This is a genomic window from Devosia oryzisoli (genome assembly GCF_014837245.1).
GTDB lineage: Bacteria > Pseudomonadota > Alphaproteobacteria > Rhizobiales > Devosiaceae > Devosia > Devosia oryzisoli.
In genome coordinates, this window is record NZ_JACYFU010000001.1 from 1,215,719 (window position 1) to 1,241,676 (window position 25,958).

At 63.9% G+C, this 25,958-nt stretch carries 23 protein-coding genes, 1 tRNA gene and 1 pseudogene; 6 read left to right on the plus strand and 19 right to left on the minus strand.

Annotated elements, in window-relative coordinates; translation table 11 throughout:
- Window positions 1-475: 475 nt before the first annotated feature.
- From IC608_RS06110 to IC608_RS06140, 7 genes are all read right to left on the minus strand, one after another.
- Window positions 476-1,546: an ABC transporter permease subunit gene (locus IC608_RS06110; RefSeq protein WP_191773523.1), complete on the minus strand. Its 1,071-nt coding sequence runs from the start codon at window positions 1,544-1,546 to the stop codon at window positions 476-478.
- On the minus strand, window positions 1,539-1,847 hold the full coding sequence (locus tag IC608_RS06115; protein ID WP_345890842.1) for an ABC transporter permease: 309 nt from the start codon (window positions 1,845-1,847) through the stop codon (window positions 1,539-1,541). The genes IC608_RS06110 and IC608_RS06115 overlap by 8 nt, the downstream gene beginning before the upstream one ends.
- A gap of 196 nt (window positions 1,848-2,043) precedes the next feature.
- On the minus strand, window positions 2,044-3,126 hold the full coding sequence (locus tag IC608_RS06120; protein ID WP_191773525.1) for an ABC transporter ATP-binding protein: 1,083 nt from the start codon (window positions 3,124-3,126) through the stop codon (window positions 2,044-2,046).
- A gap of 4 nt (window positions 3,127-3,130) precedes the next feature.
- On the minus strand, window positions 3,131-3,958 hold the full coding sequence (locus tag IC608_RS06125) for a carbohydrate ABC transporter permease (RefSeq protein ID WP_191773527.1): 828 nt from the start codon (window positions 3,956-3,958) through the stop codon (window positions 3,131-3,133).
- Window positions 3,955-4,869 (minus strand): carbohydrate ABC transporter permease, encoded by a 915-nt coding sequence (locus IC608_RS06130; protein ID WP_191773529.1) that lies wholly within the window; start codon window positions 4,867-4,869, stop codon window positions 3,955-3,957. Before IC608_RS06130 ends, IC608_RS06125 begins: the two co-directional genes overlap by 4 nt.
- Window positions 4,870-4,938: 69 nt before the next feature.
- Entirely contained in the window at window positions 4,939-6,228 is a 1,290-nt protein-coding gene (locus tag IC608_RS06135) for an ABC transporter substrate-binding protein (protein ID WP_191773531.1), read from the minus strand.
- A 51-nt stretch (window positions 6,229-6,279) separates the two neighbouring features.
- Window positions 6,280-8,595 carry an alpha-L-rhamnosidase gene (locus IC608_RS06140; RefSeq protein WP_191773826.1) on the minus strand — a complete coding sequence of 772 codons (2,316 nt, stop codon included), beginning with the start codon at window positions 8,593-8,595 and terminating at the stop codon, window positions 6,280-6,282.
- 248 nt (window positions 8,596-8,843) lie between these two features.
- Between IC608_RS06140 and IC608_RS06145 the strand changes: the two genes are divergently transcribed.
- Window positions 8,844-9,866 carry a LacI family DNA-binding transcriptional regulator gene (locus IC608_RS06145; RefSeq protein WP_191773533.1) on the plus strand — a complete coding sequence of 341 codons (1,023 nt, stop codon included), beginning with the start codon at window positions 8,844-8,846 and terminating at the stop codon, window positions 9,864-9,866.
- Between the two features lie 139 nt (window positions 9,867-10,005).
- Here IC608_RS06145 and IC608_RS06150 read toward each other — a convergent pair whose 3' ends face one another.
- From IC608_RS06150 to IC608_RS06165, 4 genes and pseudogenes are all read right to left on the minus strand, one after another.
- Window positions 10,006-10,509 carry an enolase C-terminal domain-like protein gene (locus tag IC608_RS06150; RefSeq protein ID WP_191773535.1) on the minus strand — a complete coding sequence of 168 codons (504 nt, stop codon included), beginning with the start codon at window positions 10,507-10,509 and terminating at the stop codon, window positions 10,006-10,008.
- A 358-nt stretch (window positions 10,510-10,867) separates the two neighbouring features.
- A pseudogene (locus IC608_RS18550) lies at window positions 10,868-11,119 on the minus strand (hypothetical protein); the annotation flags it as partial.
- Window positions 11,120-11,398: 279 nt separating this feature from the next.
- Window positions 11,399-11,488, minus strand: a tRNA-Ser gene (locus IC608_RS06160).
- A 152-nt stretch (window positions 11,489-11,640) separates the two neighbouring features.
- Window positions 11,641-12,081: a glyoxalase superfamily protein gene (locus IC608_RS06165; protein ID WP_191773536.1), complete on the minus strand. Its 441-nt coding sequence runs from the start codon at window positions 12,079-12,081 to the stop codon at window positions 11,641-11,643.
- Window positions 12,082-12,347: 266 nt separating this feature from the next.
- On the opposite strand from IC608_RS06165, the gene IC608_RS06170 reads away from it, so the two are divergent.
- Entirely contained in the window at window positions 12,348-13,115 is a 768-nt protein-coding gene (locus IC608_RS06170) for a sulfite exporter TauE/SafE family protein (RefSeq protein ID WP_191773539.1), read from the plus strand.
- A gap of 6 nt (window positions 13,116-13,121) precedes the next feature.
- Here IC608_RS06170 and IC608_RS06175 read toward each other — a convergent pair whose 3' ends face one another.
- The 3 genes from IC608_RS06175 to IC608_RS06185 all read right to left on the minus strand — a co-directional run bounded on the left by IC608_RS06175 (window position 13,122) and on the right by IC608_RS06185 (window position 17,753).
- Window positions 13,122-15,218 (minus strand): molybdopterin-containing oxidoreductase family protein, encoded by a 2,097-nt coding sequence (locus IC608_RS06175; RefSeq protein WP_191773541.1) that lies wholly within the window; start codon window positions 15,216-15,218, stop codon window positions 13,122-13,124.
- A gap of 68 nt (window positions 15,219-15,286) precedes the next feature.
- Window positions 15,287-15,910 carry a hypothetical protein gene (locus tag IC608_RS06180; protein WP_191773543.1) on the minus strand — a complete coding sequence of 208 codons (624 nt, stop codon included), beginning with the start codon at window positions 15,908-15,910 and terminating at the stop codon, window positions 15,287-15,289.
- A 262-nt stretch (window positions 15,911-16,172) separates the two neighbouring features.
- Window positions 16,173-17,753 (minus strand): MDR family MFS transporter, encoded by a 1,581-nt coding sequence (locus IC608_RS06185; RefSeq protein ID WP_191773545.1) that lies wholly within the window; start codon window positions 17,751-17,753, stop codon window positions 16,173-16,175.
- A gap of 135 nt (window positions 17,754-17,888) precedes the next feature.
- Here IC608_RS06185 and IC608_RS06190 point away from each other — a divergent pair, with 135 nt between their 5' ends.
- Window positions 17,889-18,500 carry a MarR family winged helix-turn-helix transcriptional regulator gene (locus IC608_RS06190; RefSeq protein WP_210316214.1) on the plus strand — a complete coding sequence of 204 codons (612 nt, stop codon included), beginning with the start codon at window positions 17,889-17,891 and terminating at the stop codon, window positions 18,498-18,500.
- 27 nt (window positions 18,501-18,527) lie between these two features.
- Here IC608_RS06190 and IC608_RS06195 read toward each other — a convergent pair whose 3' ends face one another.
- From IC608_RS06195 to IC608_RS06205, 3 genes are all read right to left on the minus strand, one after another.
- Window positions 18,528-20,381, minus strand: a complete 1,854-nt coding sequence (locus IC608_RS06195; RefSeq protein ID WP_191773546.1) for a DEAD/DEAH box helicase — start codon at window positions 20,379-20,381, stop codon at window positions 18,528-18,530.
- A gap of 217 nt (window positions 20,382-20,598) precedes the next feature.
- The gene (gene ndk / locus IC608_RS06200; RefSeq protein WP_191773548.1) at window positions 20,599-21,021 is read right to left on the minus strand and encodes a nucleoside-diphosphate kinase; all 423 of its coding nucleotides are present in this window, start codon (window positions 21,019-21,021) and stop codon (window positions 20,599-20,601) included.
- A 98-nt stretch (window positions 21,022-21,119) separates the two neighbouring features.
- Complete coding sequence (locus IC608_RS06205; protein ID WP_191773550.1) at window positions 21,120-21,500, minus strand: hypothetical protein; 381 nt, start codon at window positions 21,498-21,500, stop codon at window positions 21,120-21,122.
- A 207-nt stretch (window positions 21,501-21,707) separates the two neighbouring features.
- Here IC608_RS06205 and IC608_RS06210 point away from each other — a divergent pair, with 207 nt between their 5' ends.
- From IC608_RS06210 to IC608_RS06220, 3 genes are read left to right on the plus strand one after another with little or no spacing between them, the layout of a single operon-like run.
- On the plus strand, window positions 21,708-23,576 hold the full coding sequence (locus IC608_RS06210) for an ABC-F family ATP-binding cassette domain-containing protein (protein WP_191773552.1): 1,869 nt from the start codon (window positions 21,708-21,710) through the stop codon (window positions 23,574-23,576).
- Window positions 23,573-24,007, plus strand: a complete 435-nt coding sequence (locus IC608_RS06215; protein WP_191773554.1) for a cupin domain-containing protein — start codon at window positions 23,573-23,575, stop codon at window positions 24,005-24,007. The genes IC608_RS06210 and IC608_RS06215 overlap by 4 nt, the downstream gene beginning before the upstream one ends.
- Window positions 24,008-24,057: 50 nt before the next feature.
- The gene (locus tag IC608_RS06220; protein WP_191773556.1) at window positions 24,058-24,870 is read left to right on the plus strand and encodes a DUF4344 domain-containing metallopeptidase; all 813 of its coding nucleotides are present in this window, start codon (window positions 24,058-24,060) and stop codon (window positions 24,868-24,870) included.
- Here the strand turns inward: IC608_RS06220 and IC608_RS06225 are convergent.
- Together IC608_RS06225 and IC608_RS06230 are read right to left on the minus strand one after the other, a co-directional pair.
- Window positions 24,867-25,484, minus strand: coding sequence for a DUF6198 family protein (locus tag IC608_RS06225; protein WP_191773558.1), 618 nt, complete (start codon window positions 25,482-25,484; stop codon window positions 24,867-24,869). The two genes, IC608_RS06220 and IC608_RS06225, sit on opposite strands and share 4 nt — an antisense overlap.
- Complete coding sequence (locus IC608_RS06230) at window positions 25,481-25,927, minus strand: DNA polymerase III subunit chi (RefSeq protein ID WP_191773560.1); 447 nt, start codon at window positions 25,925-25,927, stop codon at window positions 25,481-25,483. The genes IC608_RS06225 and IC608_RS06230 overlap by 4 nt, the downstream gene beginning before the upstream one ends.
- Between the last annotated feature and the right edge of the window lie 31 nt (window positions 25,928-25,958).

Here is a 25,958-nt window from a genome sequence, read left to right on the forward strand (position 1 = left end):
GGCCAGGCCTTGACCGAAACTTCCGGGCTGAGGCCAGGCCTCTACGGATCTCCGGCATTGGGCCAGACTAGTCAGCGAGCTGGCACTGCCGGCAGTACCGAGCGGGTCACGGGAACATCCTGGGGGTCCGGTTGCCCGTCCTAAAGAAGGCGGTCACGCAGATGTCGCGTGACCAGTCCTCTCGTTGCTTCGGCCTGATCGTCCAGCGAGCGGAGCGGTGGCGTAGACTGCGGTGACTAGAGGACAGACGGCCATTACGCCCACAGAAGCGTGACGTGAGGTTTGCCATGCCTGGACATCGCCGTGACGCGCGCAATCGCCTTGAGGAAGGCCGTCGTCACTGGGTGAAAGCCTTGTCGTCGACGCTTGTCGCTAACGGTCTTGCCGCATGGTAGCACACCATGCGGGACGAACGTGGAAACCATCCAGAACAACGATCTCGTGCGATCCGCTGCCTCGTTCGCCTTGCGTCATGTCATTCTCTCCAGAATTTGACAGTGCCCGCATCCTTGCACGCTCGTAGCTGTGATCGCGCGACGAGATAGTTGGTCATGGCTGCCATCAAGTAGGGCAACCGGGCCGCGAGGCGGCTGGACGGATTGGGGAAAACCAGGGGCGCCAGCTCGGCACCGGTCAAGGCGCCGCTCATCCTGTCCAGCAGGCGCTCGAGGCGCCGGCGATGGCCGTTGCGGATGCTGGCGACCTGTTGCATGAAATTGTGGATCGGATCGCCGTGGCCGGGAAAGATCACAAGGTCATCCGGCAACGTGTCGAGGTGGTCGAGAAACTGAAAGAAGGCGCCCAGGGTGTCGTCTTGCGGCCGCTCTGCCTGAACCGGCACTTGCGGACCCCATCCCTTCAAGAGTTGATCGCCCGCCAGCAGCACTTTGCGCAAATAGCTCAGCGAGGCTTCGAGCACGATGATCATGCCAAATTCATAGGAGCCGACGATCAGCATCTGCGGCAACACGTTGGGCAGCAGGTGCTGGCGGATATTCCACGTCGCCGAAGCGCCCTGTGTGCGCGCGGAAAGAATGAATTCGCGCTCGCGCAGGCTCAGCGTCATGCCACGGGCCACGCGGCCATAGGCCACCCAGCTCGTCAGACCAAGGATGATGGCGAGATTGACCACGCTGGGTCCGATAATGGCCGTGACGGCAATCAGCAGCAGAACGCGCGGAATGGAGAGCTGCAGATCGGCAAGGCCCATGATGAAGACTTCAACAGGGCCGCGGAAATAGCCCGCGATCAGGCCCAGCGTCACGCCGACGACGAGGCTGACCGTCACCGCGCCTAGGCCGATCAAGGTACAAACCTGCCCGGCGAGAGCCAGGCGCGAAAGCCTGTCGCGGCCCAGTGTATCGGTGCCGAGCAGATAAAAACGGCCATCGAAGGAGGTGCCACCGGGCGGAATCAGCGAGCCGCCCAGGTTCTGGTTATAAGGATCGTAGCCGGCAGCATCGGAATGATGACAACCAGTACCGCGACGATGGCGAGCAGCCTGATGGCGACCCCCTGCGAAATGGAAATCTTGCCCATCATGCAAGCCTCACGCGTGGATCGAGGAAGCCGTAGAGGATGTCCACGATCAGGTTAATGACGACGAAGACGAGCGAGATCAGGAACACGCCGGCAATGATCACCGGGAAGTCCCGCTGGCTGACCGACTGCACGATCAGGCGACCGACGCCGGGCCAACTGAACACTGTCTCGGTGACGACCGTGCCGCCCAGCAACATGCCAAGATTGATGCCGGCCACGGTGACCAGCGGCAGCAGCGCATTGGGCAGCATGTGCTTGAGCAGGATCTGGATGCGCCCCTGCCCCTTGGCAAAGGCGGTGCGCACATAATCAGGGAGCGATCGGCAAATACCTTGTCGACCAGTTGATCGACTGGACCAGCGGGTCCACTAGGGCCCATCGAGCGCCGCTCGCTTGGGGGACGCCCCCTTTCGGTCATCCTCAACCGATGGGCGGGGTCTTCGAATGGCGGCCGGGGCCCGAGTTCTGGGCTCGGGACGCCGCCGCTTGCCGGCGTCCCGATCACAGAGGTTCGCGCGCAACCCCTGACTGATCGAACAACAGGGCCTGGGCGGGATCGAAACCCAGAATTATGCTCTCGCCCAATCGAAGCGCGCGATCGCCATCCAGCACAACCATCAACGGCGTACCACCGGGAAGCCGAACGCTCACATTGGTTTCGTTACCGAGCCGTTCCACCAAGGCCACCTGCCCCACAACATTGCCATTCTGGTTTGGCACGAGAGCATGCGGACGCACGCCCAGAGTGATGCTGTCACCCTTTTTGAGACCATCGCTCCGCGCCCTGATGGCTGTCGCGGCAAGATCCCTGCTGGAGACCCGCACGATATCCCCTTCCACTGCATCAACGGTTGCCGGAAGCAAATTCATCTTGGGCGAACCGATAAAGCCCGCAACAAAAAGGTTAGCGGGCCGCTGGTAGAGCTCGATCGGTGAGCCCACCTGCTGCACCACCCCACGATCGAGCACGACGATCTTGTCCGCCAGCGTCATGGCTTCCACCTGGTCGTGCGTGACGTAGACCATGGTCGTACCGAGATCCTGGTGCAGCTTGGCAATTTCCATGCGCGTTTCGACGCGCAGCGCTGCGTCGAGATTGCTCAAGGGTTCGTCGAACAGGAAGACTTCCGGTTGCCGCACGATGGCGCGGCCAATAGCGACGCGCTGGCGCTGGCCACCAGACAACTGGCTGGGCTTGCGCTGCAGCAGGTGCTCCATCTGCAGGATGCGGGCCGCCTCGCGAATTCTGCGGTCGCGCTCGGCCTTCGGTGTTTTCGCCAGCTTCAGCCCAAACCCGACATTGTCGTAGACGGTCATGTGCGGATAGAGCGCGTAGTTCTGGAACACCATGGCGATGCCGCGGTCGCGCGGTTCGACGGTGTTGCAGAGCCTGTCACCGATCCACAACTCGCCGCCCGTGATTTCCTCCAGGCCGGCGATCATGCGCAGCAGCGTGGACTTGCCACACCCCGACGGCCCGACAAACACGACGAACTCGCCATGGTCGATGGAGAGGTCGACACCCTTGATGACTTCGACGGTGCCGTAGTTCTTGCGCAGATCTTTCAGATCAAGGCCAGCCATGTGGTTATCCCTTAACGGCGCCCGCAGTCATGCCCGCCACGATCTGCCGGTTGAAGAACAGGAAGACGATCAATGGCGGGATGGTGATCAGCAGGATGTTGGTGAAGAGCAGGTTATAGGACGTGTTGAACTGCGACTGGAAATTGTAGAGCGTCAGCTGAACGGTCGCGTTCTGGTTGCCCGGCAGATAATAGAGCGGGTTGGTGAAGTCGTTGAAGATGCCGACGGACTGCACCACGATATTGGTCACCGTCACCGGCCAGAGCAGCGGCAGGATCACCCGGAAGAAGACATCGAGTGGCCGCGCTCCGTCGATGATCGCTGCCTCGTCCAGTTCCCGCGGAATGGTGGCGATGAAGGCACGGTAGAGAATGATCGAGAACGGCAGGTTGTAGGCCACCTCGATCAGGACAAGTCCGTGGAGCTTGCCGAACAGCCCGAGACCCTGCATCAGCCAGATCGTAGGAACCACCGCCGGCGGGATCATCAACCCCGCCAGAATCAGGAACTCGACCAGCGGGTTCCAGCGCGACTTGCGGCGCGCCAGGATGAACCCGACCATCGCGGCGAACACCACCAGCAGCGTGACGCTGGAGACGGTCAGGATGGTCGAGTTGATGAAGGCCGTGACCAGCATCCAGTTCCGGGTGGTGACCACTTCCACCAGGTTGGTCCACAGATTGAAACTTGCGGGCCAGGTGAAATCGAGCGCGGCGGCCTGGGCGCGGTCCTTGAAGGCGGTCAGGATGATGAACGCGAACGGCACCAGGAACACGAGTGCCGAGATGACGATGGCGGCGATGCCGCCGACTATTGGGCCGGCCTTGCTCATTCGTGACCCTGCTTGCGGTTGAGGAACATGGTGAGCGGCACCACCAGAACGGCGATCAGCACGAACAGGACAACATTGCCGGCAGTCGACAGGCCATAGAAACCGGCCTGGTACTGCTTGTAGATCACCGAGGCGACGGTATCGGATGCAAAGCCGGGACCGCCGCGGGTCATGGCCCAGATCAGGTCAAAGGTCCTCAGGCCGCCGATGAAGCTCAGGATGATGACCGTGGCCGTAGCCGGCCGGCTCAGCGGCAGGGTGACGTACCAGAAGTTCTGCCAGCGCGTGGCGCCGTCGATGCGGGCGGCCTCGTAGTAGTCTTTCGGGATGGCGACGAGCCCGGCAATATAAATGACCGTGGCGAGGCCCACACCCTTCCACACGTCCACGAGCGCCACCGAGATCAGCGCAAGGCGCGGGTCGGTCAGCCAGCCGGGGCCGTCGATGCCGAGCAGCGCCAGTCCTTCGTTGATCATGCCCTGGGTCGGGTGCATCAGCACGGTGAAGGTGATGCCGACGCCGACCGTTGAGACGAGCACTGGAAAGAACACGACCGAGCGCAGATAACCGCGAGCGATGATATTGCTGGTGAGCAGCAGCGCCAGCAGCATGCCGAGCATGACCTTGAGGCCCGAGGTGATCACCGCGTAGATCACGGTGTTGACCAGGCCCTGCACCAGGAACGGCTCGCGGAAGAACTGGACGAAGTTTTCCAGGCCGATGAACACGGAGTTGAACAGGGTCCAGCGCGTCAGGCTGAAATAGAGCGAGGCGAAGGTCGGGGCGAGGAACAGCACTCCGTAGATGATGGCCGCCGGCAGGAAGAACCAGGCCGGGTAGGGCGAGCGCCGGCGAGCACCTGCAGGATGGCCTTTACGGGTGGCGGACTCTGTCACGGTCAATGCTGTCATCCCGTTGCCCCATCGCCGAAAGTGGCGGCCCAGGGAGCGAACTTCCCCGGGCCGCGCAGTTGCAGGTGCTTACCAGCCCGGGAGGCCAAGCTGCTGCGCCTGCTTGCGGACGTCCTCGTCATAAAGCGCGGCCCCGTCGGCGGGCGACCGCGTGCCCGAGCCAACCTCCACGGTGATCTGTTCGAGGGCCGGACCCTTGACGGGCGAGAGGAACTCGAGGGCCGGCGCGCTCTGCCCGCCTTCCTGGAAGTAAGGAAGCATGTCCGAGACCGCCGGCGGCACGTCTTCGGGCAAGCCGCAGCCATCGATCAGGTAGGGACCGGCGGCACCCACTGCCTCGGTGATCACGTCGCAGCCTTCCACCGAAGCCGCAAAATCAAGGAACATCTTGGCTTCTTCCTGGTAGGGGCTGGAGGCCGAGATGTACCAGGCCGCCGGCATCCAGGTGGTGAGGCCGTTGCTGTCCGCACTATCGCCCGGCTGGGCGAAGAAGCCGATGTCGTCGATCGCGTCCGGGTAGGTGGCGGTGATCGCGGCGATGGCGAAGGTCAGCATCGGGTAGTGAGCACCCTCGCCCGAAGTCAACATGTGCAGCCCATCGTCATACGTGGCAGCGCCATAGTCTTCATTCAGGTAGCCGGCAGCATTGACTTCTGCAAGGTGCTCGAAGCCACGCAGCGCTGCCGGCGTGGTGGCGAACTTGGCCTTACCCGCCGTATACTGCTCAGCGAAATCGGGCACTTGGGCCTGCACGTTGAAGAAGTCGGCGAGGACGAAGAGCTGGCTGGTCCAAGTGTCGCGATAGGTCTGGATCACCGCGACCTTGCCGGCCGCCTTTATCTTCTCGTTGTTGGCCATGAACTCTTCCCACGTCTTGGGGATGGAGAGGCCGAGTTCCTCGTAGATCTTGCGGTTATAGAGGATGCCGCCGCCCATGGCGGGCTGCACCGGCACGCCATAGACCTGGCCATTGAAGGTCACCGCCTGCTCGAACGAATCCGCCACCCGATCGAGCACCGGCTCGCCCGTTAGCGGCGTGATGGTGCGCTCCGGATTGAGCGCCTGCAGGAGAGAGCCTGAGTTGTAGAGGAAGATGTCGTTCATCGACTGCGTGGCGAGACGCGTCTTGGTGATGTTATCCCCTTCCGCACCGCCGGGACGCGTTTCGAGCTCGAGGTTGATGTCGGGGTGCTTGGCCTCGAAGGCGGCGATCAGCGCCTCGGAGAATTTCACCGTGTCGGCGCTATTGTCGACGAGCACCGTAAGGGTGGTCTGGGCGTAGGCGGTTCCGGCAAGACCGGTCGCCGACAGCAGACCAGCGGCAAGTCCGGTCAGCAGAGTGCGTTTCGTGAGCTTCATGGTTCCTCCCAATCTTGCCCGCCTGGGTGCAGGCAATGCTGTTGGCCGCCCTCAGGGCGTGCGTGCGTTGATGTCCACCTTTGGCAGGTCGAGCCCTGCCGATGGGGAATAGTTGAAGGTGATCAGATGCCGTCCTGGGCGCAGATCGGCGTCGCCGGCGGCGATGGCCGAGCCGTCGAGGGTGGCGTCGCGGTAGAGCGGGCTGAGGCGCAGGACGCCGTTCGTGCCTTGCGGCACTTCAATCTCGTAGCGGACTGCCTGCCCTTCGATGGTCCACGCGGCCCGAATGGTCCCGCGCGGGCTGTCGTGATGCGCCTTGACGGGCGAGAGCTGGGGAATAATCGCCGGCTCGAAGATGATGCGTTCGAAACCGGGGGCCTCCGGGTCAGGACGGAATCCCGCAACGCCTTCGAGCAGCCACTGGCACACCGCGCCATAGGCGTAATGGTTGTAGCTGTTCATCTGCGGATTGTAGATCGAGCCATCGGGTTGGATGGCGTCCCAGCGCTCCCAGATGGTGGTGGCCCCCATCTTCACCTGATAGAGCCAACCGGGTACCTGCTCTTGTAGAAACACCTGGGCGGCAACGCTCGGCTCGCCGATCTTGACGAGGGCGGGCAGCAGTGCCGGGGTGCCGATGAAGCCGGTGCCGATGCGGCCATCCGTGCGCAGAATGGCATTCTTGAAGTAGGTCTTCGCTGCCTCGCGCTGTGTCTGCGGGATCAGGTCGTGGAGGAAAGCGAGCGCATAAGAGGTCTGGTCGTCATAGGCCAGGCGCCCCGAAGGCGTGATGAATTCGCGGGCAAAGGCCGATTTCACGTCCGCGGCCAGCCGCTCCAGCCGCTCCGCCGTGGTCGCGTCGCCGACAATGCGGGCGATTCTCGCCACCAGGGTCGAGGTGATGAACAGGTACATGGTGGCGGCGGCATCGTCGCCGATGGTCGGCAGAGGTTTGGCACTCGGACCGCTCGGCTGCAGCCAGTCGCCGAACGTGAAGCCGCGGGCACCCCAGGCACGAGGTGGCTTGACGATCGGGCCGTCGCTGATGGACCAGACGAAATCCACCCATTTGACCATCGCCGGCAGCGCCTCGGTCAGGAGATCCTTGTCGGCGTAATGGAGATAGACCTGCCACGGCACCACGGCGATGGCGTCGCCCCAGCCCGTTGACCCGAAGAACCCCGGATAATCGTCTGGATTGAGCCGGGTGGGGTCAGGCACCACGTGCGGCACCGCACCATCCTCGCGCTGATCCGCCATCACGTCGCGGATCCACTTGCGAAAGAAACCTTGCACGTCGCCAAGATAGGCGGCGGTGCCGGCGAAAACCTGGGCGTCGCCTGTCCAGCCCAACCGCTCGTCACGCTGCGGGCAGTCGGTGGGGACCTCGATGAAGTTGGCGCGCTGCGACCAGACCGTATTGAGGAAAAGCCGGTCAACCAGCGGATTGCCCGAACTGAAGCCGGACTTGAGCTCGGTGACCGAGCTTATCGGCACAGAGACCATGTCGAGAATCTCGGCCTGGCCCTCAATGCTGACGCGCACATAGCGATAGCCCTGGAAGGTGAAGTAGGGTCGGTAGTGCTCCTCGCCGTTCCCGGCCAAGGTGTACTCGATACGGGCCGCGGCCGTGCGGTAGTTCCCGTTGTAAAACTGGCCATCCTGGTCCAACACTTCGCCGTGCTCGACGCTTATTTTCGCTCCGGCAGCGCCACGGACGGTGAGTGCGACGTTTCCGCCGACATTCTGCCCGAAGTCATAGACGGTGCGGCCTTCCGCATCGCGCCAGCTCTTGACCGCCGGTAGTGGCTCGAGTTCTCGGACCGGGGTGGTCTCGTGCGGCACCAGAATGGCAGTGTCGAAGGGAAGCACCTCGGCGCCGGCCGAAACAGCGGGGCTGACACGGGCGTCGAAGATTTCACCGAAATAGATGCCGGACTTGAGAATGGGCAAAAGGCCGCTCTGCCAACTCGCGTCGGTTACCAGCAGGGTTTGGTCGAGCCCGGGCGCCGCCCGCAGTTCGGCAATGGCGGCGATGTCCTTGCCCCAGGCGTTGAAGATCGGCGCCCCGCCCCACATGAGCTGGGAACGCATCCAGCCGTCGGCGAGCCAGATGTCGATCTGGTTTTCGCCGGCTCGCAGCAGATCGCCCACCGGGTAGCTCTGATAGCTCAGGCGTTGATCGTAGACCGTCCAGCCGGGCGTGAGCAGGTCGCTGCCGACGCGCTGGCCGTTGATGAAGGCGCGGTACAGCCCGAGCGCGCTGATATGCAGCACTTCTTGGCCACTCGGAGCCGTCAGGGTGAACGTTTTGCGGACAAAGCTCGCCTGAGTTCCCACGCCTTGGTCGCACTGCGGGCGGATCATGCTCGCGGTCCAGTTCAGCCGGGCCGGGGTCGTGTTGATCTGCGAAGCGCTCAAAGCCGCGGCGTCGTTCAAAGAAGGTCTCCCTGCTCGTCGCCCGAGGCGATCTTGTAGACTGTTCTACGTGTATCGTTCTACAACTTTTCCGGTTTGGCAATCCCCAATCTCGGGCTACGCTGGCAATCGTGGGATAAGGCTACCGCCGTTGCAGATTTCACAGACCACACAAGGGACTACAGGGCGGACATGCAATGACGGAAAAGGCTGCCGAGAAGAAGACGGGTCGCGTGACCATTCGCGAAGTGGCCGATGATGCGGGTGTCTCCGTCGCCGCGGTCTCCAAGGTGTTGCGCGACGCCTATGGCGTTTCGGATGCCTTGCGCAGCAAGGTCCGCGCCTCGATGGCGCGCCTCGGCTATCGGCCCCTTGCCGCCGCACGAGGAATGCGGGGGCAAACCTATACGCTCGGGCTAGTCCTCCCCGACCTGCGCAATCCCTTCTTCGCAGACATCATGGTGGGCGTGAACAACGCTCTTGAACGCACCCAGTACCGGCCGCTGATCGGGATCAGCGAATCCTCGGTGACAAACGAAATGGCAATCGTGGAATCCATGATGGACCGGCAGATGGACGGCATCATCCTGATCGGGTCGACCGAAGATCGGAACAACCATGAAAAAATCGCTGCCGCCAAGCCACTGGTCACAATCGGTCACCATGACCCGGAGGCGCACAGCTTCGACACCGTGAACAACAACGACCAGCAGGGCGCCATGCTGGCGGTGAAGCACCTGGCCGCAAACGGCTACAAGAGCATCGCCATGCTGAGCTTGATCAGCGGCACCTCGACCATCCTGTCACAGCGCGAACTGGGCTATCGCCGCGCGATGATCGAGGTCGGACTGAGCAAGAACATCAACGTCGTTCAGGCCCCGCAGACTCTTCGGGAAGTGCAACTGGCTGCCAGGCGCATGCTCGGCGGATCCAACCCGCCAGATGCGATCTTCTGTTGGACTGATTTCATCGCTCTGGAGGTCATCAGCGTCGCGACCGAGATGGGTATCAAGATCCCCGAGGACCTTGGCATTGTCGGATACGACAACACTGTCTACTGCGATTTTGCGCAGAACGGCCTCTCGAGCATCGATCAGTCCGGTGAATTGCTCGGTCTCCAGGCAGCACGGCTTCTTGTTGAACGGATCAAGGGGCGCAAGCAGGCGGAGCATTTCGTGGTTACCCCGCGCCTGGTGGCGCGGCGCAGCTCGAGATCGTAGAATTTCGCCCCCGGTCCCTGATAGGGGTCAAGGCGGCAGCCAAGCGCCCTGTCGGTAAAGCTCGACCGGGGTTACATCCCGCCGTCGCGCGGCATATGCGCGATGTGGAGGAGGCGCTCGGTCCGATCAGCCTCCTCTCTCAGTCCCAGTAGGGCTCTTCAGAGTATCGGTGGCCCTTGAGCCAGTCGGGGTCGGGAACGAAGCCGAGGCCGGGAGCGTCGTTGATCTTCATGCGGCCATCGCTGATCTTGAGCGGGTTCTCAGCCGACCAGGCAAGGCTCGTCGCGCCGCGCGTGCACTCGATGCGCGGGCAGTTGAAGATCGACGCTGCCAGTTGCTGGCTGGCCAGGTTCAGCAGGAGCCCACTGACGTTGTGCAGCGTGATCGGTGTCCGGTAAAGCGCCGAAGCATCGGCAATGGCGCGGGTGCCGGTGATGCCGCCCGAACAGACGATGTCGGGCTGCAGGCAATCGACAGCCTGCGACGAGAGGAACGGCACCGCCTGCTCGACCAGTTCGATGTTTTCTCCCGTCATGATCGGCAGGCTGGTCTGCCGCCGCAGCGCCAGCCAATTCTCGCTGAACGCGGGCTGGAGCGGATCCTCGAAATAGAGCGGCTTGATCGGTTCGACTGCTTCGCCCACAGCGATGGCCGAGGGCGTATCGTTCGTTGTGGCAGTGGACGATGATGTCGATCTCTTCGCCCAGATGCTCGCGCGCCAGTTCGTAGGAGCGCCGTACCTTGCGGACGTCGCCGGGGGAGAGGCTCGGCACGTATTGCTGCATGTGCAGGCCGAGGCAGGAATGAATGTCGACTTTGAAGGCGGTGAAGCCGTGCGAATCTTCCTTGAGTTCGTCAGCGCGGTCTCGCCATGCGGCAGCATCGGTGAAATCACCCTGCGGGCAGTGCGAGTAGAGAGCGATGTCGTCGCGGAACTTACCCCCGAGCAGCTGGCAGACCGGCTGGCCAAGGAGCTTGCCGGCAAGATCCCAGAGCGCCATGTCGATGCCCGACAGCACCTGCATCTCCCGTCGCCGCTGCGGGAAGATCGTGAACATGTTGTGGTGATGGACGCGCACCGCCAGCGGGTCCTTGCCGATGAGCTTCAGGTGCGGCAGACGCCCGCCGCCGGCGGCGTGACTCTCGATGACCGCGCGGGCATGGTCGCCGTCCAGGTCGCCACACTCGCCATAGCCGGAAATCCCGCAATCAGTGTCGATGCGGATCAGGCAGAAGCCAGAGTCCAGCCGCATCGCCCTGATAGCGGTGATAGTGGCTTGACCATGATGCGCCTCGGCGGCCTCGTCCAGAACAGTCACTGTAAGTCCTCCAATGGGTTGGGACCGACAATAGCGCCTATCGCGACTTTGCCCAGAGCGGCCTCAGCATCGATCAGCCCGGAGAACTGCTCGAACTGACTTCAGGCGGCACGGCTGCTTGCTGAGCCCAAGTGGCGTCGCCAAGCCAAGGAGCACACGGCTTCGCCAGAGACGATGGAATACCCAATAAACCGGGCAGCTTGGAAGGGAAAGTGGCGGAGAGGAAGGGATTCGAACCCTCGAGACCGTTCCCGATCTGCACCCTTAGCAGGGGTGTGCCTTCGACCACTCGGCCACCTCTCCGGCGGGTTGGGTCTAGCGGTGGCGTTCCGCGATGGCAAGGGGTTTTTGGGCGGATTGTTGTGGAAGGCACCGGCCGGGGGGTCTGGGAGGCTGCTCGCCGGCGCTCCGGCGAAAGGTGGGGGACGCGCCTTGGTAGACGCGTCCGGGGTAGATCATTCGCGCAGCAGACGCATCTGGGGCTGGCCATTTCCACGTAGCGCGGGCGAGATGCCGCGCATGTCGACCGTGGCCGTGACCCGCTGGCGGGTGGCCGCGAACATGAAATCGGGCGTGACATTGACCGGCTGGTCGAACTGCACGACGACCGTGAAGTGCCGCATGTCGACCGCCAGTTGCACGCCCAGCAGGACGCCGCGGAACGGTTGCTCCAGATAGAGGCCCTTGACGCGCATGCCGACCTGGAACGGCACGGCGAAACGGTCGGGCAGTTCGGCGCGGGCGGTGTTCCAGTCGCGGTAGCCGTGGCTGCGGGCGACCTCTTCGAGGGCGGCGCCGTGGGTGAGCAGCCTACCCTCGCGGGCACGCTGTTCGCGCAGGGCCCTGGCCTCGCTCTTGAGAGTCTGGGCGGATACGGTATCGAGAGAAAAAGTCATGTCGGTGCTCTCCGAAAGGAGGCGACTGTCCATGGGGTCCGCATTGCCATGATGCGCCTCGGAGACAACCGAAGGATCATTTTCAAAGAGCTGGGCTTCACCAAGGGAACACTCCCGCGGACGGCCGGCGCCAGCAGCCGCGCGCTTCATGATCCGGCTTGTGCTCCAAGTCAAGCCGCATCACCCATCGTGATGGGGCGATCAGCCAAAAACGTTGGGCGATCGGCGCGCGAAAGCGTATGCAGGCAGCTGATTTGGGGGAAGCAATGACCGAGATTCTGCTGTTTGTGGCCGGCCTTCTGGGCGGCGCGCTCAACTCGCTGGCGGGGGGCGGTTCGTTTATCGTCTTTCCCGCGCTGTTGTTCGCGGGTGTGCCGCCGGTCATTGCCAATGCCTCCAATACCTATGCCGCCCTTCCCGGCTATGCGAGCGGCGCTGTCGGCTACTGGAAATCGATGCAGGGCTATACGGACCGGCTTGTCCTCTATGGGCTGGTTTCGGCCGTGTTCGGCTATGTGGGTGCGGAACTGCTGCTGGTGGTTTCGAACGAGCTCTTTGCCCTCGTGGTGCCGTGGCTGATGACGTTCGCCGTGGCGCTCTTCATCTTCGGCAACCAGCTCAACATCTGGGTGCGCTCGAGGGGTGGCGGCGGCCGGGGCATGAAGGCGCTGGGCACCGTGCTCCTTCTGGGCCTGCTCGCGGCGGTATGCGTCTATGGCGGATTCTTCAACGCGGGCCTGGGCATTCTGCTGCTCGCCTTCCTCGCCATGGCGGGCATGACAGACATCCACGCCATGAACGGGCTCAAACTCTACGTCTCGACCATCGTGGCGCTTGTCGCGGTGGTGCGATTTGCGCTCAACGGCGCCATCGACTGGTACCACGGCTCGATTGCCCTCGTGGGCGTGACCATCGGCGGCTACGCGGCGGCGCGGCTGGCGCGATACATCCCCACGCAGTGGATCCGCATGGGCGTCATCGTCTACGGCATCGGCATGACGGCGTATTTCTTCTATGGCGCATACATGCAGTAGCGCAGCCTAGCCTTCCGAAGGCCGCACCCACACGGCGGCGTCGTGGAACGGCGCGCCGCCGAACGGGGGAGCGGGTTCGGCGCTGGTCAGCATGTTGACGCCCCTGCCCCCGCGATGGGCCTTGTTGCGGTGAAGCCCCTCGGCCACGAGAACGCCCGTGGGCAAGCCTTCGCGCACGCGCAGGGTCAATTCGACGCTGCCGCGACCATTACCGACAGTCACGGCCTCGCCATCGGCGAGAGCACAGCGCGCGGCATCGTCGGGGTGCATGAAGAGCGTGGGGCCGCCTTCGCGCCTGAGACTGCCGGGCGTCTGGTTGAAGGTTGAGTTGAGAAAGCCCCGGGCGGGACTGGTGGCCAGCTTGAAGGGGTGGACTGCGTCTGGCTTTTCACAGATGTCCCAGTGATCGGCAAAACGCGGCATGAGAGCCGGATCGCACGTCCAGCGATAGCCGTAGCGGTCGCTCACATCCTGCCAGTCGGGGGCAAAGCGAAAGCGGCGGCCGGGCCAGGCAAAGCCGCCGGCAAAGCGCGCCTCCGCATCGGGCCGTTCGCGGTCGACGAAGCCGGACTGCTCGACACTCTCGAGTGGCGGCAGGCCGGAACGGGCGAACGTCTCGGCGACGACATCGCGGTCCCGCGTCCGGAAGGTTGGATCGTCTGACCCCAGACGCAGCGCGATGGCGTTGATGACGTCGTGGTTGGAGCGCGCCTCGCCGGGCGCATCGACCACTGCCGGCCCATAAAGGATGCGCGTATGGCCGCCACGCGTGTAGTAGTCGTTGTGCTCGAGGAACATGGTGGCCGGCAGGACAATGTCCGCCAGTTCAGCCGTTTCGGTCATGAACTGCTCGTGCACCACGAGGAACAGATCATCGCGCAGGAAGCCTTCCCGGACCCTGGCCTGATCGGGGGCGACGGAGGCCGGATTGGTGTTCTGCACGATCATGGCATGCACCGGCCCGCCCCCCTGCAGCGCCTTGGCGTCGCCGGTGAGGATCGGGCCGATTTCGCACATGTCGAGCATGCGCGGAGCGCCCTTTTGCAGGTGCACGCCCGTGAGCCTGGACTTGTCCAGCCGCCAGGTGCCGGAATTGGAATGGAGGACGCCGCCGCCGCGATGCTGCCAGGCGCCGGTCATGGCCGGGATGCAGAGGGCAGCATGCATGTTGGTGGAGCCATTGCGCTGGCGGCTGAAGCCATAGCCGAGGCGGAAGAAGCTGCGCGGCGTTGTGCCGACGAGATGGGCGAAAGCCTCGATTTCGCCGACGCTGATACCGGTGATCTCGGCGGCCCATTGGGGGGTGCGGGTGGCCAGGTGCGCTTCGAATTCAGGCGAGAAGTCGGTGAATTGCGCCATGTAGGCGCGGTCCGCCAAGCCGTCGCGCAGGAGGACGTGCATGACCGCGACGGCAAGCGCGCCGTCGGTGCCCGGCCGCAGCATCAGGGCAAGGTCGGCCTGTTCCATGGTGGCGGTGCGGTAGACATCGATGACGACGATCTTTGCGCCGCGCTGCCTGCGCGCGCGCATGGCGTGGGTCATGACGTTGACCTGGGTATGGACGGCGTTCGTGCCCCAGATTACGACGCAGTCGGCCTCGGCCATCTGCTCGGCATTGACGCCGCCCAACAGACCCGTGCCGGCAATGTAGCCGGGCCAGGAAAGGCCGGTACAGATGGTTTCGTACTGGTGCGAATAGCCCCTGGCGGCACGCAGGCGCTCGATGCCGTCGCGATGCACATGTCCCATGGTGCCGGCATAGAAATAGGGCCAGATCGCTTCAGGCCCGTGTTCCTGTTCGATAGCGAGGAAGCGGCGGGCGATTTCATCCAGCGCCTCGTCCCAGGAAATCCGCTGCCACTGGCCGCTGCCCTTGGGGCCCACCCGGCGCTGCGGATAAAGCAGGCGCTCCGGGTGGTGGATGCGCTCGGCGTACCGCGCGACTTTTTCGCAGATAACGCCCGCCGTATAAGGATCGTCCTTGGCGCCCCGGACGCGGCCAACCGAACCATCGGCGAGGATGTCGACGTCGAGAGCGCAGGCGGATGGGCAATCGTGCGGGCAGACCGAACGGACGGTCTTGATGGGCAGAGGTGCATTCATGCCGGGAAGCTAGCCGGGCCCCGGCCCGGCTGCAATCGCAGAGTTCTGATGCGTCTTATTCGCCCCGCTTATGCGGACCAGGGGGCAAGCGCCTTGCTGGCCTGGGTGGCGTTGCGCTGCGCGCGCTGGGTGGCAAGCCTCGCCAGTTCGGCCGCGCCGCCGTGGAACTGCGAGAAGGTGATCCGGCCCGTGGCGCCGGCAATGGTGACGCCGCGCCAGTTGGGTCGCACCGATTGCACCTCATGCCAATCGAGCACGGTCTGGCGCCCGAAGGCGTCGTGATGCTCGACGCGCGAACGGTCCCAGCGGACCCTGGTAAAGAGGCCCGAGAGCCCGATACCAGCCGCGCCGCCTGCCAGGAGGATGACCGCAATGTAGGTGGCAACAACCTGGGCAAAGGTCGCCGTGCCGCTCATGAAGATCACCGCGAACAGCAGGATCATGGCGAGGGCAGCGGCGCCGTAGCAGGCGAAATATTCGACCATCGACGGACGCAACTGCGACCAGCCCCCGTCCATCACCGCCTCTTCCGGCTGGACCAGGCGGAGCGCCAGGAACGCGGCGTAGCCGAAGGCGATCACCCCTGCCGTCCGCGACAGCGGCAGATGCATCGTGGCGGGGATGTGCTTGAGGACGAGAAGGATCGAAATCATGAGGAGCGGCAAAGCCACTTCCTGCCATCGCAAGGGCACGCTGTATTCTCCCGTGGTCGGCCGGTGACGCGTCGGCGAAGCAATGGGCTAAACTGTTACGTAGCCTGAGTGATTTGGCCACTCACATTTTTGCCATAAGTGGCGAGGCGGTGCGCCAGAGGGCGCCAGCGGGGAGGATAAGGCCCTTCAGTTCCTTGCATTCTGATTCCGCCTGGCGATGTAGTGCGTTGAAATTACAGGCTGGAGGCCCCGTAAGCGGAGCCCGTCGCCAAAGTGCAACACCCCGGCGACGGTTTTTCGATCAGCGAGTCGCGGTGGCGGGAACCCCGCTGATTGAGGCCGCTCCCTGTTCGGCAGCATCGAGCTCAGCTTCTGGCGGGTCTTCGCGCAGGGTGTTCGACAGGGGCCGCTCCTCAAGCAAGAAGGTCAACCCGAACGCCAGTGCGGCGACGGCGGCCGCAACGAAGAAGACCGGATGAAGAGCGCCCGCGAAGGCCTCGAGGACCTGCTCGCGCAGGGCCGGCGGCATGGCGGCGACGGCGCTGGCGTCGAAACTCGCCGTTCCTTCCGAACCGGGCAGCAGATCGCCCATGCGCGCCGCCAGGCCACTGCTGAAGATGGCCCCAAAGACGGAGACGCCGATGGAGCCGCCGATCTGGCGGAACAGGGTGGTGCCGGCAGTGGCGACACCGACAAGGGCGCGCGGCACGGCGTTCTGAGTCGCGGTCACGCTGACACTGTTGACCGGACCGATGCCGATGCCGACCAAAAGCATGAAGCCAGCGATCTGCCAGGACGGCGTGTCGAGGCTCATCGTGGCGAGGAGCAGCATGCCGATGGTGAGGACGAAGGTCGAAGCCCGCGGCAGGATACGGTAGCGCCCGGTGCGCGTCATGATGAAGCCGGAGACCATCGAGCCGCCGATCAGCCCAACCATCATCGGCAAGAGCTGCAGAGCGGAGTCGGTGGGCGAGACACCCTTGGCCAGTTGCAGGTACATCGGCAGGAAGGTGATGGACCCGAACATGGCCATGCCGACGAGAAAGCCAATCGAATTGGTGACCAGGAATGTGTTGTTGCGGAAGAGCTGGAGCGGCAGCACCGGTTCGGCCGCGCGGGCCTCTGTCCAGATAAACGCGGCGAGGAAGACGGCAGCGGCGACCAGCAGGCCGACGATCTGGATGGACATCCAGGGATAGGTGGTGCCCCCGAGCGAGGTCGCGAGGACGAAGGTCGTCAAGGCGCCGCTCAGCAGCACGAAGCCGGCATAATCGACCTTGCGCTTGACCCGCTCCTCTCGCGGCTTCAGCGCGACAGCAATTACGCCCAGCGCCAGAAGGCCCACGGGGATGTTGATGAGAAAGATCCACTGCCAGGAGAGATTCTCGACGATGAACCCGCCCAGAAGCGGCCCCACCACGGTCGCAACGCCGAAGACGGCGGCAAAAATGCCCTGGATCTTGCCGCGCTGACGCGGGGGAATGATGTCGGCCACGACTGTCATGGCAACGACCATCAGGCCGCCACCGCCGAGCCCCTGGATGGCGCGGGCGACGACGAGGAAGGTCATGGTCGAGGCCAGTGCAGAGAGCAGCGCGCCAACGAGGAAGATGACGATTGCCGACTGCAGGACGACCTTGCGGCCGAACAGATCACCGAGTTTCCCGTAGATGGGTGCGACAACGGTCGAGCTCAGAAGGTAAGCGATCACCACCCAGGTGAGATGATCGAGCCCGCCAAGTTGCCCCACGATGGTGGGCAGAGCGGTCGATACGATGGTTTGTCCGAGCGAGGCGAGCAGAAGCGTGGCGGCGACGGCGCCGATGATCAGCGCCACCGACGGCTCCTGCGGCGCAGAAGCCGGTTGATCGGAAGGGGGCATTGGGCGATCCTTTGGTCTCGAGGCGGTCGACGTAAATGCGCCTCTTGTGCTATGTGTTCTTGCTGCATATATCTGTGACGCGCATTTATATGTCAACCGCACACGATTGTGCAATGAGTAATCGGAGTTGGATCGGTGTCCAAGCCAGAGACGATCGATGTGAAATCCCTGCTGAGCGAGGCTGGGCTGGAACCGGCAACGCTTGATGCGGTCTCCACGATCGACGGCCTGTTCCTCAACTGGCGGCGGCGCGCCAGCCGTCGCGAGCTTGGTCAGGCCGCACTGGCGACGCTCGACATTCCCCTCGACCTGCCGCAACTCGATGTGCTGTTCGCCATCGCGGGACCCCTTGGAGAGCCGGATGGCGGGGATGGGGAGACGATGGTGGGAACGGTCGCGGATCGGCTCAGCATCGACCCGTCGCGCGCCAGCCGCATGGTCAGCGAAATGGTCGAGAAGGGCTATGCGCGCCGGGCGGTGAGCCAGGCCGACGCGCGGCGGACCATTATCGAGCTAACGGCGGGCGGCAAGGCGGTTGTCGAGGCCGTAAGGGCCTATAAGTTCCTGATCATGGGCGACTTCCTCAGCCAGTGGCCCAAGGAAGACGTGGCCAACTTCGTGCCACTGCTGCTGCGCTTCAGCCAGTGGCTGGACCATGTCGGCACGGCTACGGATAGCCGCGCCGGGGAAGTGGCGGCGCTGGCCGAGGCGGTCAAGGCGGCAACGAAGGATTCCGAACCGGCCTGACGCGGCCCTGGCAGCAGCGGCGGGTGATTATTCTGCCTTGGGCGCCTTCTTGCGCTTGACCGGCTGATCGCCAATCTCGCGCGGCTTGGACCAGTTGGGCTTGCCCTTGTCCTTCTTGGGTCCCTTGGCCTCGACCGGGGCCTTCTTCTTTTGCGGCGCAGGAGGCGCGTCATCGGCCTCTGCCTTGCGCGGCTTTTTCGGCTTGGCCGCGGCCGGCGCCGGCTCGCTCGGAAGCGGATCGTAGCTGGTAGCGGGCCGGGTCTTGCCCGCTGGCCTCGGACGTTCCACGCCGGGTGGGATCGCCGCCTCGATGCGCACGTTGCGTTCGCCGGTCCCGTTGCGCTGCACCGTGGCCAGGAAGTTCGCAGCCTTGTCGGCCGTGACTTCGAAGATGCTCTCGTTCTGGAAAAGCCGGATCGAGCCGACATCGCCCTTGGTCAATCCACCAGCCTTGCAGATCAGCGGCAGCAGCCAGCGCGGCTCGGCCCGCTGCTTGCGTCCCACAGAAATCTTGAACCAACTGCCGTTGGAAAAATCCTCGCGGGTGCGCTTGCGCTCCGGCTCCGCGGCCATGACGGTGATGTCTTCAGGCGCCGGACGGGTCGCCAATTGCTGGCGCAGATAGGCGGCGGCGATCGCCTCGGGGGAATGCCGCTCCAGGAGGCGCGCCACCAGATCCGCCTCCTCTTCGGAGACCGGGATGCTCAGCGCTTCGGCCGACAGCATCGCTTCCTTCGCCTTCTCCTCGATTTCGGCCGCCGTCGGCGGTGTCATCATCTCGACTTGCAGGTTGGCACTGCGCAGGATGCGCTGCGCAACGCCCCGGCGATGGCTCGCCGCAATGATGACGCAGGTGCCCTTGCGCCCCGCCCGGCCGGTCCGGCCGGAGCGGTGCAGCAGCGTGTCGGGATTGCTCGGCATGTCGGCGTGGATGACGAGATCGAGGTTGGGCAGGTCGATGCCACGGGCAGCCACGTCGGTGGCGACGCAGATGCTGGCCCGCCCGTCGCGCATGGCCTGCAGCGCGTTGGTGCGCTCGGCCTGGCTCAACTCGCCGGAGATCGTCACCACGCCAAAGCCGCGATTGTGCAGCCGCGCCGACAGGTGCTTCACGGACTCGCGGGTGTGCGCGAAAATGATGGTGTTGACGTTGTCGTACCAGAGCAACGTGTTGATGACGGCATTTTCCTTGTCGTTCGCAGGAACGACCATCAGCTTGTAGTCGATGTCGGCGTGCTGCTCGCCGGCGCTGGTCGCGGCGATGCGCAGGGCATCGCGCTGGTAGGTCTTGGCCAGTTGCGCAATGGCTTTGGGCACCGTGGCCGAGAACAGCAGGGTGCGACGATCCTCGGGTGCGGCGGCCAGGATGAATTCGAGGTCCTCCTTGAAGCCGAGGTCGAGCATCTCGTCGGCCTCGTCGAGAACCACGGCGCGCAGCGCGGACATGTCCAGCGCACCGCGGGTGATGTGATCGCGCAGACGCCCCGGCGTGCCGACCACGATGTGACACCCCCGGTCGAGCGCCTTGCGCTCGCTGCGCGGATCCATGCCCCCGACGCAGGAAGCGGTGCGCGCGCCGGTCTCGCGGTAGAGCCATTCGAGTTCGCGCTGCACCTGCAGGGCCAGTTCGCGTGTCGGCGCGATGGCGAGGGCCAGCGGAGCGCCGGGCGGCGGCAACGTCTCTGCGTCTCCGAGCAGGGTCGGGGCTATGGCCATGCCGAACGCCACGGTCTTGCCCGATCCGGTCTGCGCTGAAACCAGCAGGTCTCGGCCGGCGGTCTCATCCTCGATGATTGCAGACTGCACGGGCGTCAGGCTGTCGTACCCCTTGGCCTCGAGGGCGCGGGCAATTGAGGGAAGGATGGTTTCGGGCAGGGACATGGTGTTTCTTTCGGGCGATGCAGGCCGCACCGCAAGGCCAGAGAGATCGTCGTCGCCCCACTCGTCCGGGCAATCCAGTTCGCTGCTGCTTGGGTCCCGGATCAGCCGGGTTTCGGCGGTCGTTAATGTGCGCTGTGATCCAGAATAGCACGGGATTGCAGCAAGCAAAAAGGCCGCCCGGCTCGGGCGGCCCTCTCGAAGGTCGAGGCGTCAGGCCTTAGCCGACGATTTCGTCGTCGGAGAAGAAGTACTTGATCTCCTGGGCAGCAGTCTCGGGAGCGTCCGAGCCGTGCACCGAGTTCTCGCCCACGGACAGCGCGAACTCCTTGCGAATGGTGCCTTCGGCGGCGTTGGCCGGATTGGTGGCGCCCATGATCTCGCGGTTCTTGAGGATGGCGCCTTCGCCTTCGAGCACCTGGACTACGACCGGTGAAGCGATCATCTGCTCGACCAGTTCGCCAAAGAACGGACGCTCCTTGTGGACCGCGTAGAAGCCTTCGGCCTGTTCGCGGGTCATGTGGATCTTCTTCATCGCCACGGGGCGCAGGCCGTTCTCTTCGAACTTGGCAATGATCTTGCCAATCAGGTTACGGCGGACGGCGTCGGGCTTGATGATGGAGAAGGTGCGTTCAATCGCCATGGCGGTTGGTTCCTGCTTGGGTTCTAAGGGAAGGTGGCGCCTTGTAGCGGGAGAGTGCGACCGGCGCAAGACGGCCGGGCCAGAGGCCCCGCCGCGCGTCAGTCCTGCTCAACAGAGGCCTTGCCGGTGCCCGCAACCGAACCGTCGGGCTTGAGCAGCAAGACCTCCACGGCGGTCACGGAGCGATCGGCCGCGACGGCGACCTCCACTTCGTTTTCAACCACCTGCATGGTGCAGACATCGGACGTGGCCAGGGTGGGCACGCTGACCGACAGCACACCGTCCACGACATCGCCCGCCTCGGCCTCGCCCGTCTCTTCGCAGGCGCCGCCCTGGTAGTCGAATTCGATCCTGATCTGGGTGTCGCTGGACCACTCGGCGTCCAGGTCATCCAGGGTCACGCCAGCGTCCTGGGACAAAGCCGGTGCAGAAACGGTCAGGGCAGCCAGAAGGCTGATGATGGTCTTGCTGGAGGTCATTTCGGTCCCCGACCGTGGCACCACGAATCGCGTTCAGAGGCGATTGGAGCCCCGATTTCCGGCAAGAGCATGGCAAGTGCGCGGATATGGCGGTTGTCACAACCCAATCTTAACTCTATCCAGCAGCAAACAAATTGTCGCAGCACCAACGCCCGAGCCGATCCGTTCTCCGGTGGGCTGCTGCTCCTCCCAATAGTCTTGAAAGCCATGCTGACCGTATCCAACCTCACCTACCGCATCGAAGGCCGCGAACTGTTCGAGGACGCCTCCGTTGTCATCCCGGACGGCGCCAAGGTGGGCTTCGTGGGCAAGAACGGGACGGGCAAGACCACGCTGTTTCACCTGATCCAGGGTCACCTCGGCGCCGATGGCGGCACCATTGATGTCAACAAGCGCGCCCGCATCAGCGGCGTGGCGCAGGAGGCGCCGGCGGGCGACGAAACGGTGCTCGAGGTCGTGCTTTCCGCCGACAAGGAACGCACCGCCTTGATGGCGGAAGCGGAGACCGCGACCGACCCGCACCGGATCGGGGACATCTATACGCGCCTTGCCGATATCGACGCGCACACCGCAGAGGCGCGGGCCTCATCCATCCTCAAGGGCCTCGGGTTCGAGCAGGACCGGCAGAACGGACCGACCCGCGAACTTTCGGGCGGCTGGCGCATGCGCGTGGCCCTGGCGGCCGTGCTGTTCAGCCAGCCCGACCTGCTGCTGCTCGACGAACCGACGAACTACCTCGACCTCGAAGGCACGCTGTGGCTGGAGAAGTACCTGGCCACCTACCCCTACACCGTCTTCATGATCAGCCACGACCGTGACCTGCTCAACAAAGCGGTGAACGCCATCGTGCACCTCGAGCACCGTAAACTGACCTTCTACAAGGGCAATTACGACACCTTCGAAAATACCCGCCGCATGCAGATGGAGCTCAACAACAAGAGCCGCGAGAAGACGCTCGACCAGATTGCGCATCTGCAGAAATTCGTCGACCGCTTCAAGGCCAAGGCCACCAAGGCCAAACAGGCGCAGGCCCGCGTGAAGATGATCGAAAAGCTGCGGCCGCCCGAAGCGATGTTCGACGAATTCGCTGCGCCGTTCCGCTTCCAGCAACCGAAGGTGGAACTGCCCACGCCGATGATCACGCTGGACGGCGTCTCGACGGGCTATGGCGACAAGGTCATCCTGCGCAACATCACCGCCCGGATGGACCCGGACGCCCGCATTGCCCTGGTCGGCGTCAACGGCAATGGCAAGTCGACCTTTGCCAAGCTGCTCGCCGGGGACATCCCTGCCCTCTCCGGCTCCATGCGGATCGGCAAGAAGCTCGAGATCGCCCACTTCGCCCAGCACCAGATGGACAAGCTCAAGCCCGAGCAGACGCCGCTCGAGCACGTGACCGAGTTGATGCCCACGGAAAACGAGGCCAAGCGTCGGTCCCGCCTCAACCAGATGGGACTGACCACCAGCCGCATGGACACCAAGGCCAAGAACCTCTCCGGTGGCGAACGGGCGCGTCTTTTGATGGGGTTGATCACCTTTGGCGGCCCGGGGCTCATGATCCTCGACGAGCCAACGAACCATCTCGACATCGACAGCCGCGATGCCCTGGTGCATGCGCTGAACGAGTATGAGGGCGCCGTGCTGATCATCAGCCACGACCGCCACCTGATCGAAGCCACCTGTGACACCCTCTGGATCGCCGAGGGCGGAACCATCCGCGAGCTGGACGAGGATCTCGACAGCTACCAGCGCAGCATCACCTCCAGCAAGGAACCGAAGACGTCGGGCGCCGGAAAGAACGATCGCAAGCTCTCCAAGCAGGAGGCGGCGGCGCGGCGCGCGGAGTTGGCGCCGCTCAAGGCTTCCATTAAGGATGCGGAAACTAAGATGGGGCGTTTGCAGGTGGAAATCGAGAAGATCGAGGTCCAGCTGGCCGATCCGAAAGTCTATAACGGCGCTCCCGATCGCCTTATTGCGTTGGGCAAGGACAAGGCGCGGTTCAGCGCCGATCTCGAACAGACCGAAGAGCAATGGCTCGCGCTCAGCGCCGAGCTTGAAGACGCGGAGCGTGCATGAACACTCTGAGCGCCAGGGATGTCATTTTCACGCTGGGCCTCGAGCGCCACCCCGAAGGGGGATGGTTCGCCGAGACTTTCCGGGATGAAGAAGAGGTCAAGGGCCGCGCGCGCTCGACCGCGATCTATTACCTGCTCGAAGCGAATGACCGGTCCGCCTGGCATCGGATCGATGCCGTGGAAGTCTGGCACTGGTATGCAGGCTCGCCCTTGGAGCTGTGCATCTCCGACGGGCTGACGGTGGATGCGCGCGTGCTCGGCTCCGGGCTCGACCTGGGCCAAAGGCCGCAGATCGTGGTCCCGGCAAAAGCCTGGCAATCGGCGCGCCCTCTGGGAGACTGGGCCCTGGTGGGATGCACGGTCGCGCCCGGCTTCAGCTTCTCCGGCTTCGAGATGGCCGACCCCGGCTGGACCCCTTCCGGCAGGCATTGACAGCGGGCAGGCGCTCGTCTTCTCTCGGGGCAAACTGGGGCACGATCGACATGCGACGCCTGCTTGCCTGCCTGGCTCTTTTCGCTCTGGCGTCCACTCCGGCTGCGCAGGCGCGCGACCTGTCTGGCTTCAGCGCAACGCAGCGCGCGGAAATTGTGCGGTTCGCCGCCAATAACAGCCTCTTTGTCCTTTACCACGAGTTGATGCATCTACTGGTCCACCAGCTGGACGTCCCCGTGCTCGGGCGCGAGGAGGATGCGGCCGATAACATGGCCACCTGGACGCTGCTGTCGCGCAAGACAGGAGGCTCGGAAACGACGCTCACCGACGCTGCGCATGGCTGGATCCTGTCCGGCGTCGCCTACAACAGCACCCCCGATGACGAGGATCTGGCGGCCGCGCATACGCTCGACCGGCAGCGGGCCTTCCAGATCGTCTGCCTGATGGTGGGCAGCGACGAACGTGCCTTCCGGCCGATTGCCAACCAATATGCCATCTCCCACGACCGGCAGGATAGTTGCGCCTGGGACTATACGCTGCTCGACCGGAGTTTCCGCCACACGCTGAAGCCGCTCGCCAAGGGCGCCGGCAAGACCAACGTCACCATCAGCTACCAGCCTCCCGGGCGGGAGCTGAAGAGTGCCGCCGAGGCCTTTCGCGCCAGCGGCGTGTTCGAGGAGGTCGCCGAGGAACTGCGAACCCGCTACGCGGTCCGCAAACCCGTACGGTTCAACGCGCAGCGCTGCGACGAGGCCAATGCGTTCTATGATCCGGACCAATTGGAAATCATCTTCTGCTACGAACTGATGGATGACTTCATCGCTCTATACGCCGATGAGCTGTCGTCCTCCCAAGGCCGCTAGCTGAAGCCGACATAGCGCCCGGGCCGGTGATTAAGGGCGATGATCATGTTGAGCACCAGTGCGCCAAGGATCGAATAGAGCACCTTGTCGAGCGGCAGCATGAAGAGCGCAGCGACCAGGATGGCGGCATCCACCGTGAGTTGGAAGTACCCTGCCCTGATGCCGAAATTGTCCTGCAGGAAGAGGGCAAGGATGTTGACGCCGCCGATGCTCGACTTGTGGCGGAAGAGGGTGAGGATGCCCAGCCCCATCAGCGTGCCGCCGAGCAGAGCCGCGTAGAGCGGGTGGACGTGTTCGATAACGAGCCAGTGCGGCACCTGCCCCGACAGCCACGAAACCAGCGCGACGCTGGCCGCAGTCTTGAGGGCAAATCGCCAGCCCATGCGCAGGATGGCGAGCGCGTAGAACGGCAGGTTGATGCCAAAGAACAGCCAGCCAAAGGGAATTCCCGTGCCGTATTGCAGCAGCAGGGCCAGTCCGGCGGTGCTGCCGGTGATCAGCATCGCCTTGGCGTAAAGCGCGATCCCGAGGCCGACAATGCTGGTCCCGATAAGGATAGCGAACAGGTCTTCGTACCAGACGTGGCGGCTTGGACTGGAAAGGTCGGGCGTCATCCGCGCTTGGACCAGCGGCCGTCCGGCGATTGCTGCCAGTAGGTGACGTCATTGTCGGCTCGCAGCGTCTTCCATGCCTCCCTGGCCTTTTGCAGCGCCTCGGGGTCATGACCTGAGAACAGGAACACGATGCGCTGATAGCCCTCGCTATCGGCGGGCACTGCGCCATCCACGAAGAATCTCACCTGCGCGCCGTTGCCATTGTCGGACCCTGTGGTGATGAGGATGGGCTGCAGCCCGTCGGTGTCATCGCCGGCCAGTCCATGGGGCAGGAAGCTGTCGTCCCGGTAGGTCCACAGATGTCCGTCGAGCGCCTCGGCTCGTTCGCGCGAGCCGGTCTCGATGACGGCGCGCCAGCCGCGCTCGAGCGTTTTTTCAAGGAGCTGCGGAACAACAGCCTCAAGCGGGCGCGTTTCGAGATGATAGAACAGCACTTCAGCCATGGCGGCACATTAGTCTCACCCCCTTCCACGC

Excerpts from the sequence above, each read along its gene's own strand:
- IC608_RS06120 (WP_191773525.1), bottom strand. The coding sequence starts at position 3,126 with ATGGCTGGCCTTGATCTGAAAGATCTGCGCAAGAACTACGGCACCGTC.
- IC608_RS06125 (WP_191773527.1), bottom strand. The coding sequence starts at position 3,958 with ATGAGCAAGGCCGGCCCAATAGTCGGCGGCATCGCCGCCATCGTCATC.
- IC608_RS06130 (WP_191773529.1), bottom strand. The coding sequence starts at position 4,869 with ATGACAGCATTGACCGTGACAGAGTCCGCCACCCGTAAAGGCCATCCT.
- IC608_RS06135 (WP_191773531.1), bottom strand. The coding sequence starts at position 6,228 with ATGAAGCTCACGAAACGCACTCTGCTGACCGGACTTGCCGCTGGTCTG.
- IC608_RS06140 (WP_191773826.1), bottom strand. The coding sequence starts at position 8,595 with ATGATCCGCCCGCAGTGCGACCAAGGCGTGGGAACTCAGGCGAGCTTT.
- IC608_RS06145 (WP_191773533.1), top strand. The coding sequence starts at position 8,844 with ATGACGGAAAAGGCTGCCGAGAAGAAGACGGGTCGCGTGACCATTCGC.
- IC608_RS06165 (WP_191773536.1), bottom strand. The coding sequence starts at position 12,081 with ATGACTTTTTCTCTCGATACCGTATCCGCCCAGACTCTCAAGAGCGAG.
- IC608_RS06170 (WP_191773539.1), top strand. The coding sequence starts at position 12,348 with ATGACCGAGATTCTGCTGTTTGTGGCCGGCCTTCTGGGCGGCGCGCTC.
- IC608_RS06175 (WP_191773541.1), bottom strand. The coding sequence starts at position 15,218 with ATGAATGCACCTCTGCCCATCAAGACCGTCCGTTCGGTCTGCCCGCAC.
- IC608_RS06185 (WP_191773545.1), bottom strand. The coding sequence starts at position 17,753 with ATGCCCCCTTCCGATCAACCGGCTTCTGCGCCGCAGGAGCCGTCGGTG.
- IC608_RS06195 (WP_191773546.1), bottom strand. The coding sequence starts at position 20,381 with ATGTCCCTGCCCGAAACCATCCTTCCCTCAATTGCCCGCGCCCTCGAG.
- ndk (WP_191773548.1), bottom strand. The coding sequence starts at position 21,021 with ATGGCGATTGAACGCACCTTCTCCATCATCAAGCCCGACGCCGTCCGC.
- IC608_RS06205 (WP_191773550.1), bottom strand. The coding sequence starts at position 21,500 with ATGACCTCCAGCAAGACCATCATCAGCCTTCTGGCTGCCCTGACCGTT.
- IC608_RS06210 (WP_191773552.1), top strand. The coding sequence starts at position 21,708 with ATGCTGACCGTATCCAACCTCACCTACCGCATCGAAGGCCGCGAACTG.
- IC608_RS06215 (WP_191773554.1), top strand. The coding sequence starts at position 23,573 with ATGAACACTCTGAGCGCCAGGGATGTCATTTTCACGCTGGGCCTCGAG.
- IC608_RS06220 (WP_191773556.1), top strand. The coding sequence starts at position 24,058 with ATGCGACGCCTGCTTGCCTGCCTGGCTCTTTTCGCTCTGGCGTCCACT.
- IC608_RS06225 (WP_191773558.1), bottom strand. The coding sequence starts at position 25,484 with ATGACGCCCGACCTTTCCAGTCCAAGCCGCCACGTCTGGTACGAAGAC.
- IC608_RS06230 (WP_191773560.1), bottom strand. The coding sequence starts at position 25,927 with ATGGCTGAAGTGCTGTTCTATCATCTCGAAACGCGCCCGCTTGAGGCT.